10 protein-coding genes are annotated in these 13,129 nt (G+C 29.1%); 4 read left to right on the top strand and 6 right to left on the bottom strand.

All coding sequences use genetic code 11. From position 1 onward, the window contains the following. Nucleotides 1–8 precede the first annotated feature (8 nt). Complete coding sequence (locus H9W90_RS00165; protein WP_187482479.1) at nucleotides 9–1,316, top strand: D-arabinono-1,4-lactone oxidase; 1,308 nt, start codon at nucleotides 9–11, stop codon at nucleotides 1,314–1,316. Between the two features lie 6 nt (nucleotides 1,317–1,322). Next, a complete protein-coding gene (locus H9W90_RS00160; RefSeq protein ID WP_187482478.1) occupies nucleotides 1,323–1,976 on the top strand; it encodes an HAD family hydrolase in 654 nt (217 codons plus the stop codon). On the opposite strand, the gene gldA is transcribed toward H9W90_RS00160, so the two are convergent. The 6 genes from gldA to H9W90_RS00130 form a co-directional block, all read right to left on the bottom strand. After that, entirely contained in the window at nucleotides 1,969–2,865 is an 897-nt protein-coding gene (gene gldA, locus H9W90_RS00155) for a gliding motility-associated ABC transporter ATP-binding subunit GldA (RefSeq protein ID WP_187482477.1), read from the bottom strand. The two genes, H9W90_RS00160 and gldA, sit on opposite strands and share 8 nt — an antisense overlap. A gap of 107 nt (nucleotides 2,866–2,972) precedes the next feature. Then, nucleotides 2,973–5,210, bottom strand: coding sequence for a zinc-dependent metalloprotease (locus H9W90_RS00150; RefSeq protein WP_187482476.1), 2,238 nt, complete (start codon nucleotides 5,208–5,210; stop codon nucleotides 2,973–2,975). A 117-nt stretch (nucleotides 5,211–5,327) separates the two neighbouring features. Then, nucleotides 5,328–6,140: a hypothetical protein gene (locus tag H9W90_RS00145; protein WP_254712507.1), complete on the bottom strand. Its 813-nt coding sequence runs from the start codon at nucleotides 6,138–6,140 to the stop codon at nucleotides 5,328–5,330. Between the two features lie 39 nt (nucleotides 6,141–6,179). Beyond that, nucleotides 6,180–8,894 carry a TonB-dependent receptor gene (locus tag H9W90_RS00140; protein ID WP_187482475.1) on the bottom strand — a complete coding sequence of 905 codons (2,715 nt, stop codon included), beginning with the start codon at nucleotides 8,892–8,894 and terminating at the stop codon, nucleotides 6,180–6,182. 26 nt (nucleotides 8,895–8,920) lie between these two features. After that, the gene (locus tag H9W90_RS00135; protein WP_187482474.1) at nucleotides 8,921–9,802 is read right to left on the bottom strand and encodes a GLPGLI family protein; all 882 of its coding nucleotides are present in this window, start codon (nucleotides 9,800–9,802) and stop codon (nucleotides 8,921–8,923) included. Between the two features lie 78 nt (nucleotides 9,803–9,880). Further along, on the bottom strand, nucleotides 9,881–10,717 hold the full coding sequence (locus tag H9W90_RS00130) for a GLPGLI family protein (protein ID WP_187482473.1): 837 nt from the start codon (nucleotides 10,715–10,717) through the stop codon (nucleotides 9,881–9,883). A 128-nt stretch (nucleotides 10,718–10,845) separates the two neighbouring features. Here H9W90_RS00130 and H9W90_RS00125 point away from each other — a divergent pair, with 128 nt between their 5' ends. Together H9W90_RS00125 and H9W90_RS00120 are read left to right on the top strand one after the other, a co-directional pair. Further along, nucleotides 10,846–12,450: a sensor histidine kinase gene (locus tag H9W90_RS00125; protein ID WP_187482472.1), complete on the top strand. Its 1,605-nt coding sequence runs from the start codon at nucleotides 10,846–10,848 to the stop codon at nucleotides 12,448–12,450. After that, the gene (locus H9W90_RS00120) at nucleotides 12,443–13,120 is read left to right on the top strand and encodes a response regulator transcription factor (protein ID WP_187482471.1); all 678 of its coding nucleotides are present in this window, start codon (nucleotides 12,443–12,445) and stop codon (nucleotides 13,118–13,120) included. The genes H9W90_RS00125 and H9W90_RS00120 overlap by 8 nt, the downstream gene beginning before the upstream one ends. Nucleotides 13,121–13,129: the final 9 nt, after the last annotated feature.

The following is a 13,129-nucleotide window of genomic DNA, read 5'->3' as shown; positions in this document are numbered from 1 at the left end:
TTAAAATAATGAAACAAGAAAAAAATGGTGTTTGGACAAGTTGGAATGAAAATCTAACTTACAAATACAAATCTCTTTATAAAGTTACTACAGAGCAAGAATTACAAGAAATTATTGCGAAAAGCGAGAAAGTCCGGTTTTTTGGAAGCAAGCAATCTTCTGCAGATATTGCTGCTGGTTTAGAGAACTTAATTGATATTACTTCCTACAATAAAATCTTATCATATAATGATACTGAACACACAATTACAGTGCAATCAGGATTGATTTTAGGAGATTTAATTGATGCTGTAGAAGCAAAAGGTTGGTGTATTCCTTGTTTGCCAGATATTAATACAATTACAATTGGTGGAGCTTTGGCAACAGGAACTCATGGTACAAGTGGAAAATTATTGTGCGAATACATGACTTCTTGCACATTGGTTTTAGCTGATGGTTCTTTGAAGAAAATTGAAGATGGAGACGAATTAATAAACGCTGTTCGTGTTTCTTTGGGTGCTTTGGGTGTTATGTCTACCATCACTTTTAAATGTGAACCTATTTATACGTTACACGTAAAAGAAGGCCCAGAAAATGATAATGAATGGTTGCCAAAAATTAAAGAAAGATTAAAAAAACACGATTTTTTAAGAATTCTATGGTTGCCTCATACTGATAAAGGGTATGTAATTACAGGGGATAAAATTGATTCAGAAACGGAAATTAGAGAAGATTTAGGTCCTGATTATTTAAAACACCGAAGAAAAGCTTCCAAAATATTATACAAATACACGCATATTTTTCCTTGGATTACGTCTATTGCAAACAAACTTTTGTACAAAGGTTTTTTTAGTTCTAAAAAAGAATACAAAGGTTCTTTATACCAAGCAACTGTTACAAAATCGAGAGGTTCTACTTTAGAATTGGCAGAATGGACAATTGGTTTGGATAAATTTACGGAAGTTTTTGAAGAGCTAAAAACTGAAATTAATAAGTGGAGCAACAAATCGTTTATTCATATTCCAATGGATGTTCGTTTTGTATACAAAGATAAATCTTGGTTGAGTTATGCGTATGATGAAGATACTGTAACCATGGGTTGTGTTTCCAGAAACGCTGCAACTGCAGATACGTATGAAGCTTTTAAAACGATTGAAACCATTTTCTTAAAACATGGTGGGAAACCACATTGGGGAAAACGTTTTACGGCTAAAGATGCCGAATTTTCTAAAATCTACGAGAAATGGGAAGATTTTAAAGTTTTAAGGCGAAAAATGGATCCAACCAATAAGTTTTTGAATCCATATTTAACAGAATTGTTCAACGAGAAAAAATAATTTTTTATGTTACCAAAAGGAGTTTTGTTTGATTTTGATGGTGTTGTTGTAGATAGTAAGGAAAGTCATAATTCTGCTTGGGAATCTGCATTTAGAGAGTTGTTTAATGAACAAATTGCGCCTTTTCCTCCAAGTTATGCAGGAAAATCGCCAATGATTATTGCTAATTATTTTTGTAGTGTTATTGGCAAAGAATCGCAAACTGAAGATTTATTCTTACTAAAGGACAAACATTTAGATATTTATTTTAAAACTCCGAAATTATTACCTGGTGTTCATGAATGCACAGATTTCTTAACTGAAAAAAACATCAATTACGGAATTGCAAGTAACGCCACCAAACAGTTTTTAAAAAATAGTGTAGAGAAATTAAACTTGAATTTTTGTACTGTTTTTGGAGTTCAAGATTACGAAAAACCTAAACCTGCTCCAGAAGCATATATTACGTTAGCAAAAGCATTGGATTTTACAGATGATGATTTTAAAAATATTTGGGTTTTTGAAGATAGTTTGGCAGGAACAACAGCTGCAAAATTAGCAGGTATGATTCCTATTGGTATTTTAACGCAGTTTTCTGAAGAGGAATTGAAAGAAGCTGGAAGTCAAATGGTTTTTCCTACTTTGTTAGAAGCTTATAAATATTTGATTACACTTAATTAGAAGTTACTTCTCTAAAAAGCGTTTCTAAATTTTTATTATGTGCATTTAATCCAAGGATTTTTAATCCGTTTTCTTGAGCGAAATCGAATATTTTTGGGCGCATATCTTCTTCGCTTTCAAAAGTTATATACCAAGTATTGTCGTAATTATTTTTATAAGAAACAATGTTTGGTAATTTTTGAATAAATTGTTCTTCTAACTTATAATCAAAAGTAACTTCTATGTTTTGTAGATTGTCCTTTTTAAGCTCCTGAAGAGGTTTATCGACTAAAATTTCTCCTTTTTTAATGATAATTACGCGATCACAAACTGCTTCTACCTCTTGCATAATGTGTGTGGAAAATAAAACAGTTTTGTCTTTCCCTAATTCTTTAATTAGTTCTCTAATTTCTACTAATTGATTTGGATCTAAACCAGTAGTTGGCTCATCTAAAATTAAAACATTAGGATTGTGTAAAATTGCAGCAGCCAAACCAACTCTTTGCTGGTATCCTTTAGAAAGTTGATTAATTTTTTTGTGAGCTTCTACAGTTAAACCTACTTTTTCTATACAGGCTTCTATTTGGCTTTTATCAACTTTAAAAATACTTGCTTGAAATTGCAAATATTCACGCACATACATATCTGAATATAAAGGATTGTGTTCTGGTAAATATCCAATTGTTTTTTGTGCTTCAAGAGGGTTTTGTAATACATCTATTTCATCAACAAAAACTTGCCCATTATTGGGTTTTATAAAACCTGTTAAGATTTTCATCATTGTAGATTTCCCTGCGCCATTTGGCCCTAAAAAACCAATAATCTGACCTTTTTCAGCAGAAAAAGAAATATTATTTAACGCTTTTTGAGTTTTATAAACTTTTGAAACTGATGTAACTTTAATTGACATTTTACAAAAATAGTTTGAATTATAATGATAACGAAACTCTTTTAAATTTAGTTCATAAAAAAACCGATTGTATTGCTACAATCGGCTTAAATTATACTGAAAAAAAATTATTCAATAACTAATTTTCTAGTTGTTTGCTTATTTCCATTTGTAATTTTCACTAAATACAAACCAGAAGTTGTTTTGTTAAAAGTAATTTGTTCAGAAAAATTTGCTTTTGTGTTAAAGAAATCTTTTTGATTGATTAATCTTCCTCTAAGATCAAACAATTGAACAGAAACTTTATCTGTGTTAACAACATCAAAATTCAAGTTAAAAGTTCCTTTAGAAGGATTTGGATACAAGTTAAATCCATCAAAAGCAAAATCTTTTGTAGAAGCAACTGCTCCATTAATAGTAAATTCTACAGCATTTACATTATAAAAAATATTATCTGCAGCTTCTACCATAATTCTTGCTTTGGTAGTACCATTATCTGGCACAGTAATATCTTCTGTACCATCGTTATCTGTATTAGATGCTAATAATATAGGAAATGTTACACCTCCGTCTATAGACAATCTAATATTTACTTTTAAGCAATTTACTGGTGCTTGGTTAGAACCTGCAACTTCCCATGTAACTGTTTGTGTAGTTTCTTTGTCCCAAGTTGTTGTTGTATTTTGTGAAGTAACTGAAAATATGTTTCCAAAAACCGAAGAAATTTTCACATCGTCTCTTGCGCTACTTCCTCCTCCAGGATTGTTATCTCTTACTACCAATGCAAAATTATAATCTCTGTTCATAGCTGATAATACTTCCCATGTAGATGATGTGCTACCTCCAACAACAGTTGCTAAAGCTGGCATATATCTATCTGGAGATGTAGATGAAGGAATAGATCTAAAAGTAGGACCTGCATTACTTGTTTCTGAAGGTGGCATTGTAGCTATTTCTGTATCTAATTGCTCCCAATTGTACGTTAATACATTACCTTCATTAACATCTGTACCTTGACCTTTTAAGACAAAAGGTGTTAATCTTGGTATAGAATAATCTGCTCCTGCATTTGCAGTTGGTGCTGCATTATTAGTTGCAGTTAAAGCTCCACAGTTTGCAGAAGTTTGAATGTTATTCCACATCTGTGTTATGCTTACAGCATGAAAATGATCATCACTATTACTTTGTACGTTTGGTGCACAAATACCTGCATATCCCATAATTGTAGAGGCACTTCCTGGCTCTACAGCTGTTGCATCTGTTCTATTACAATCATTATTTTGAGTATGAGTTGCCCCAAACTGATGCCCCATTTCATGTGCTACATAATCGATATCATAAGGATCTCCTATTGGTGCTGCTCTACCAGTAACTCCTCTTGCTTTAGAACCAGAAACACAAACTACTCCAAGTCCTGCCAAACCAGACCCATTTATAGTAAATATATGTCCTATATCATAATTAGCATCTCCTATTTCTCTATCAGCAATAGTTTGTACTTCACCTATAATTGTACTTGCGATATTTGGTTGATTTACATCTGAAATACCATCTGAACTCGCTTGAAAAAAGATAATTTTATCATTATCTGGTACAATAACCATTCTTACTCCTAAATCTCTTTCATAAACACCATTAATTCTAGTCATAGATGTATTCATAGCTGATAAAACAGCTGCCTTCATTGCAGGAAAATTTGCTAAAGAATTTTCTACACCTTGGTTTTCTAAATGAAATTCTGAATATTCTGCACTAGAAACTAATGCCAAACGATATGTTCTTAAATTACCATCGTCTGCATTTTCTATTACGTTTGTATTATTTGTTAAAGTAGAAACTTGAGAATCATCTACTAAACATTGATAGTCTAAATCGTTATTTTCTAAACTACTTCTTTTGTATGCAATGTAATTTGTATTACTTCTTGTATAAGGATCCACATAATAAGTTTCTTTATCTCCAGAATAAATAACAGCATGCAAACCATCTGTTCCAATACTAAATCTAGCAATCATGCTTGGGTCTGAAATACCTTGCCCAACATAAGATTTTATCATTGGATATTTTGCAGCCAATTCAGGCGCAATTACACTAGCTTCTTTAACAGTAAATTTTTCTATTTTACCATTAATTGTAGGTAAATCTATAACTTGAGTAGATTTAGAAGATACATTACTTAACATTATCTGAATTTGATCTAACTTTAAATTATACATTTTAAATTCAGTTGGTTCAGATTTTCTAACATACAGTTCTTTTTCTGAAAAATCAGTTTTATCAGCCAAGTTGGATGTCCAAAATTTGTTCTGACTAAAAGCAGAAAAAACTGTAAAACTTACTAATAATAAAAGGGTAGTTTTTTTCATTATATAATTATAAAATGGTTTATTTAAACAAAAGTAAAATTATTATTGTGTATTTTACTAATTAAGAGCGAATTATTTATCAATATGAATAAAATAAAAAGAAAACACTACTATATATTACAGTTCTTTCAAAAAAATGTCTTGTTCTCTTAATTTTCTAATGTTCTTCATTCTAGACCAAGTTATTCTATGACGTTGCTTGTAAAGCCATAAAGTACCTAAATCTAATAAAAAGTAAAACAGACTTATTCCGCTTGGTGGGTTATGACTTGGTAAAAAAGGAATCGTATTCCATGCAGTTGATGGCCACCACCAACATTGATAAGTAGTTCCTATAATCTCTAAATAGGCTACAGTAATATACATGGTTAAATAAAAAAGGCGCTCTCTTGGTTTCTTTCTTAAGATTAAAAGTGTTGCAATTGTCATTACAAAACCAAAAACATCATTCTTAAAAATTAAAAAAACAGTTGCATAAATAAGTATGAAAATAGTTAAAAACCTTTCAATCTTTATTTTATTTTTTTTGATGGATGCTGCTTTAGAAAAATAAAGAACTGCAACGTAAACTAATGCATGACCTATTGGTATATAATGTGGTACGTTTTCTAATCTATAAGTATACATACCTAAAGCAATTGAAAAAAGATATTCGCCAAGAACTGCAATAATAACAGCAGCTATCATTTGTTCTTTAACTCTTTTATTAACTTGTAGAAACACTAAACCAAAACCTACTACAATAATAATATTGGCATAAAATTGTGCGTTTTTTGTTTGCTCTGCCATGTAAGAGCTATCAATAAAAAGGCCTGTAATTATAAATGCAAATAATGCTCCTAAACTTTTAACAGTTGCATAAATTGGAGATTTAGAAGCTAGTAGACTCATATCTACAAAAATATATAAAGTAAATAAAAAATGAATCAAAAAAATTGAGTCATTTTAAAAATCAAAAAAAAAAATATTTTATAATTGATAAATTAATCTAAAAGTTAAAAATCTAGGTTGTATAAAGTAATCTACTGTGTTTACAGAAAAACTACCTGCATTTGCACTACTTTGAGATCTTGTGTCTAATAAGTTAGTAGCTTTTACTTGATACTCCCATTTACTATCTTTATTTGTTCTGTAAATTAAAGAAGCATCCCAAAAATCAAAACTATTTAAAGTTGATGTTCCGTCTGTTAAACCTGTATAACTGTATTTGGTTCTAAAGGTTAATTTTTCCCAGATGTAAGCATCAAACTCTACAGAAGGTGCGTTTGTATAACGTTTTGTTCTTCTTTGTCCCTGATCTAAATCTTGTAATGTAAACGAATAATTTAAAGTAACATTGGGTGCTTTTCTAAAGTTTGTACCAAAACTTGCTCTATAGTTTTGTGTATAGTTTTCATTATTAGAAATGTTACTATTAACTTCTTGCACAAATTTACTGTAAGATAAATTTGCATTTACTGAAGCTCTATATTTTCTAAATGTTTTTTGAAAACGACCACTAAATGTTAATGATTCATTTGCAAATTCTGAATTATCTGGACTTCTAACACTTACAACACTTCCGGGAATAAACTCTGCATTTGTGGTTACTTGGTCTATTCTTTTATTATAATTTAATGCTGCAAAAACATTTGTGTAATTAAACATGTTAAAACTAAAATATCTTAAACTTGCATTGTGTGCTAAAGCATTTTCTAAAATTGGGTTTCCAGAAAAAATTGAATTATAACTATTTAAAACCAACCCTTTAGCAAACTGATTTACGTCTGTAAATTGCGTTTGCATTTGGTAGTTTAAAGAAATGTTTTCACTTTGTTTTAATTGAATTCTCATATTAAAATCTGGCAACACTCTAAAAAAATTATCTACATAATCTATATTAAATTGATTATTTTCTACATTATACAAATGTGCTGTAAAACCTGGTGTAATGGTAAATTTACCTGTTTTAAATTGATAGTGAGTTCCTAAATAAACATCTGTAAACCTGTAGTCTATATTATTTGTATCTAAACCATTATTTATAGTTGGTGTTCCATCAAATTCAGTTCCATCATCTAATCTTTGAAAAATATCTGAATCAAAATTTTGCTTACTGTAAATTGTACCTAAAGTTAGGTTAATATTACTTTTGTCATTTAAAACATTCCAATAATCTAATTTTGCATCTATTTGATTTGTTTTTACTCTTTTATTCTGATTGATGTCATAACCACTCTGCATATCATCTAATCCTAAAGCATCTCCAGTATCTGAATATGAAGCCTTATCTTGTAAAATTGCATTATATATTGGGTCTTCATCTTGAATTAAAGATTGTGCAGATATTGCAAATATATTTTTCTCATTTAAAGTATAATAATAATTAAAATTCTGATTTATACTAAAAGGTGTTCCTTTTTCTATCTGATCTATATTACCCAAGTTAGATGAGAAAAAATCTTGATTTTGAGTTTCTTTAGACATCCTTCCGTAAATATCATAATCTAATTGATTATTTACATTTGGTTTGTAATTAACACTAAATTTTAAAAGTCCAGAATTGGTATCTTGTATAGATTTACTTTCTGTATTTTCATCTGGTATTCCTAAACTAGGGTCTGTATACAAAACCGAAGTATTTTGTAAGGTCTCTACAGTACTATTGCTAAAAATTGCAAAACCACTAATATCTAAAGTTGATTTTGGTGAATAACTAAAATTAGATGCCGCAAGTTTAGATTCTATAGAATTAGCTCTATTATTTTGTAAAGTTAATAGACCAATACTGTTATTTCCTCCTAAATTAATGCTTGTTCCGCTATTATTACTTGGTGCTCTAAAACCACCTCCAAAATTCCTAGCATCTCTTCCACTAAAAGCAACTTCGCCAATATTGTTTAAATCTCCAATAAAATTGATGCTATATTTAGGACTATAGTAAAATAATTTTGGTTGAAAAAGATATAAAGATTCTCTATCTGAATCTCCACCACCAGCAGTAACATCTCCAAACCAAAAATTCTTTTTACCCTCTTTTAATTTAATGTTAATTGCAATATTATCTTCATTATTTTGCACTCCACTTAATTGACCAACTTCTCCATAATTTTTTAGAACTTGAACTTTATCAACAGCATTTGCAGGTATATTTTTAGTAGCTAATTTAGTGTCTCCATCAAAGAAATCTTTACCATCTACCATTAATTTACCAACTTTCTTTCCTTCAACTTCTATTTCTCCTTCATCATTCACTTCCATTCCTGGAATCTTTTTTAATACATCTTCTAGCTTTCTTTCGGACCCGTTTTTAAAAGAATCTGCATTGTAAATAATAGTATCTCCACTAATAGTTACTGGCATCTTAGAAACAATATTAATACCATCTAACATATTATCTTCATACAAAGTAACATTTTTAACAATATCTATCTCTTTCGTTTCTACTTCAAAATCTGAAGATTTCATACCTACATAACTTATTTTAACATCGAAAGTAGCGTTCTTATCTAAATCTAACTTATATCTTCCTTTAGCATCTGTAAAACCATAAGAAGTCATTTTTTTGGTTTTATTATTAATTGCTAAAACATTTGCCATTTCTAATGGTTCCCCTATACTATCTTTAACAATACCTGTTAATTTAACTTGTGCAGTAGAAACCAGTGTAACCATAAAAATGGTTACTAATAGTAATTTTTTCATTTGTGTAAACATATTTTATTTTACAATTAAAATCTTCCTCCTCTTCTACCACCATTTCTACCGCCACTAAATCTCTCTCTCATTTCTTCCATTTTTTCTTTAACAGTGGTGTTGTATTCTTCTCTGGTAATTTTTTTGCCTTTAGTTGGCTTTTCTATATCTTCTTTTTCAGCAGGATTAATAATTATTTCTGTACATAAAACGGTTGTTCTACCAGAATTAATCTCTAAAATTAGACCCGGTAAACCCCAATACTCTGCAGGGCCATTACTTACAGGTATTTGTGGTGTGTACCAAGCAGTAACTTCTACCTGTTTTGGAATTTCTATTTCTTCTGAAAGTTTGGTAACCTTTGTAGAATCTTTTTTAGTTTCATCTTTATCATTATTTCTATTTCCTCTTCTTCTCATGTTAGAAAAATCTAAAGGATCTACATCTTTAATTAAAGTTGCTTTAAAACAAGTATAGTTCCCAATTTGTTTTGTCTCACTACCAAGCTCCCATTTTGGTTGTTCCATTTTATCAGAGATTAAAAACTTCTTACCAAAAAGTTCGGTAGACTCTAAAGCAACATTTTCTTTAGTGTTTTTGTACTTTGTACCACCACCAGCAAAACCGCCAAATCTAAACCCTCTTCCACCATCTGCAGTTGGAGCTGCTAATTTTGCATCTTCTTTATATATAGATGCTGTTTTATTGAAACTTAAAATAAAAGTTTTCTCCAACATCGATTTCATTCTTTCTGCAATTTGTTTTTTTTGAGCTTCGGACATTTGTCTTCCTCCTCTACCAAAATTACTCATGTCCATAGTAGTTTTAGACATGTAAGTTGCTTTACCCTGAAAGTCTTTTTGAGCAAATGTTGTTACAGTAACAAAGGCTAAAAGAAATATAAAAATAGATTTCATAAATTTTGTTTTAATAATCACAGATATGACTTAAAAAAAACTTAAAGGTTTAACCACATTAAAAAAATAAACAATTTATTAGCCTCCCATTTTAATATTGATTCCGTTTCCTATATCAAAACCATTTCTACTTTTAAATTTCTCCATCATTTCTTTTGTTTTTTCTTCTTTAATTTTATGATACTCTTTTAGTGAAACCACTTTTCCTTTTAATGGCTCATCAATGCTATTTTTTTCTGATGGATTTAAAATAATTTCTGTACAAACTATAGTGGTTTTTCCATCATTAATTTCTAAAACAAAACCTGGTAAACCTTGGTAGTTTTTTGGCCCATTATTTACCGGTATTTGTGTTGTATACCAAGCTGTTGTAACAACTGTCTCTTTCTTTTTTTCTTCAACACTTTCTCCATCTTTTATAATATGATTTATCTTTTCTTCTTCTTTAGAAAAAGTAGCTTTATAACATGTATAGTTGCCAATATTTTTAGTTTCTGAAGACAATTCCCAAGAATAGCTTGGTAATGTATCTTTCACTAAAAAACGTTTTCCTTGAATTTCTGTTTGATTCGCAAACCTGTTTTCTTTTACGTTTTTAAAATAAACATCACTAGCTCCAGAACCACCAAAAGAAAAAACTTTAACGCCAGTTCCTAATTGTGGTTTTGGTGCTTCTAACTGAACTTCTTCTTTATAAGTTGATGAATGTTTATCAAACTCTAATACAAATGTTTTTTGACTCATTTTTTGAATACGCTTGCGCAATTCTTCTTGCATTTTGTCACTAACACCTTTCTCATCTCCTATTTTAAAATTGCTTTTACTGCTTGTTTTGTAAATTGCTTTTCCTTGAAAATTTTGCGCATTGAAAGCAAAAGTGATTAATACAGCAAATACGGTTATTATAGATTTCATAATTTATATATTTTGGTTTTACATTTATACTTTACAAAGATGTTACACAAAATCTGTTTCTTTAGTTAACAAGTGTTAACGAGTGTTAACCCGCTGTTTTTATTAAAAATACTAACTATCTTTGAAATATGAATACCAAAAAATATCAATGGATTTTTTATTTTATTACAGCAACAATTGTAACAACAATTGCTGTACAATTCTATTGGAACTATAAAAACTACGAGGAAAATAAACAAAGAGTTACTAATGAAATTCAATTAAGTTTAGACAACGCAGTAGAAGAGTATTATTCTACACTTGCTAAAAATGATTTTCTCACTATTATTGATTCAAATAATCTTGATAGTGAAGAAAACTCACATGAAAAACATACGTTAGACTCTATTATTAAGAAGTTAAAAAAGAACACTTCTAAAAATGAAGAAGCTAAAATAACTATTAATAATATTAAAATTTCATCGGATGAAAATCTATCCAAAGATCAGATAGATTCGATGCTAAATTCTACAAAAAATTTTGTTGCCAAATTTAATGAAAAAGGAGATTCTCTTGAAAAAAATAAAAAGAATTCAGTAAAAATAATATCGCAATTTACAGATGACAAAAATGGTTACACACTCCATGAAAATGGAACAAAAACAGCCATAAAATATTTTAAAGGAAAAAAAGCGGCAGACAGTTTAAAGTTTTTTACCAATCTAAAACCTATTTTTATTTCGTTTCTAGATCAATCTGTTGCATATGAAAAAATAGACTCGCTTATTGAAAAGCAATTGAAACAAAAAGGTCTTGATATAAAAACAAGTTTTCATCATTTAAAAAATGATACGTTATTCCACCAAACAAATGATACTATTTTAAATTCTGAAATATTTTCTGTAAGCTCTAAATCTACTTACGTTAAAAAAGACGAAGCTTTTAAACTTTTATATAACAACCCTAATTATGAAGCTTTAAAAAGAAGCTCATTAGGCATTTTATTATCCTTATTATTATCTCTTTTAATTATTTCTTGTTTGTTTTATTTGTTGAAAATAATAAATCAACAAAAAAATTTGGCGGCTATTAAAAACGATTTAATCAGTAACATTACACACGAGTTTAAAACACCAATTGCTACTGTTTCTACAGCAATTGAAGCTATAGAAAACTTTAATGTTTTAGACGATAAAGAAAAGACCAAAAAATACCTTTCTATGTCTTCTCTTCAGTTAAAAAAATTACACCAAATGGTGGAAAAATTGTTAGAAACTGCAACTTTAGATAGCGAGCAATTAATACTTAAAAAAGAAAAAATAAATATTGTTGAAATTATAGAAAAATTAGTTGGCAAACATAAAATGTTAGCCAATAATAAAGATTTATTTTTTTCTACAAATGTGGAACCCATTTATTTAAATATTGATGTTTTTCATTTCGAAAATGTAATTTCTAACCTAGTTGACAATGCCATAAAATATGGTGGAAATACAATTGAAATAAATATAAATTCTATTTTAAATACAACAGAAATTACTGTTGCAGATGATGGAAATGGTATTGAAAAAAGCCAACAAGAAAAGATTTTTGATAAATTTTATAGAGTTCCTAAAGGAAACACACATGATGTAAAAGGCTTTGGAATTGGTTTGTATTATTGTAAAAAAATCATCGAAAAACATCTTGGAAACATCAGTTTATCATCCACAAAAAATAATACCATTTTTAAAATAAACTTGCCAAATGAATAAAGTAAAAGTCCTTTTAGCAGAAGATGAAGCAAGTTTAGGAATGATTGTAAAAGAGAGTTTAGAATCTAGAGATTTTGTTGTGTTTCATGCAGAAAATGGTGAAAAAGCTTACGAAGTATATCAAACAGAAAAACCAGACATTTTAGTTTTAGATGTAATGATGCCTTTAAAAGACGGATTTACTTTAGCAAAAGAAATCAGATTAGAAAACAAACATATTCCTATAATTTTTCTAACAGCAAAATCGCAAACATCAGATGTTTTAGAAGGTTTTAATAATGGTGGAAATGATTATTTAAAAAAACCTTTTTCAATGGAAGAATTAATTGTTAGAATTAAGTCTTTGTTAAATAGAATTGAATTAAAGCCTAATATAGAAAACATTAAAATAGGAAATTATACTTTTAATTTCACCAAGCAAACACTAATACATTCTTCAGAAATTGTTCAACTTACACATAGAGAAGCCGAATTATTATTTTATTTGGTTGAAAAGAAAAACGAAGTTTTAGACAGAACTTTTATTTTAAATAAACTTTGGGGAAATGACGATTTCTTTAACGCCAGAAGCATGGATGTGTTTATAAGTAAACTTCGTAAAAAATTAAGAAATGACGATACTATTCAAATTATGAATGTAAGAGGTTTCGGTTATAAATTGCTATGTTAATGCTTTTGT

The sequence above is a fragment of the Polaribacter pectinis genome (assembly GCF_014352875.1).
Taxonomy (GTDB): Bacteria; Bacteroidota; Bacteroidia; order Flavobacteriales; family Flavobacteriaceae; genus Polaribacter; species Polaribacter pectinis.
The sequence above is the reverse complement of the archived record's forward strand: the minus strand, read 5'-3'. Positions and strand labels throughout refer to the sequence as shown.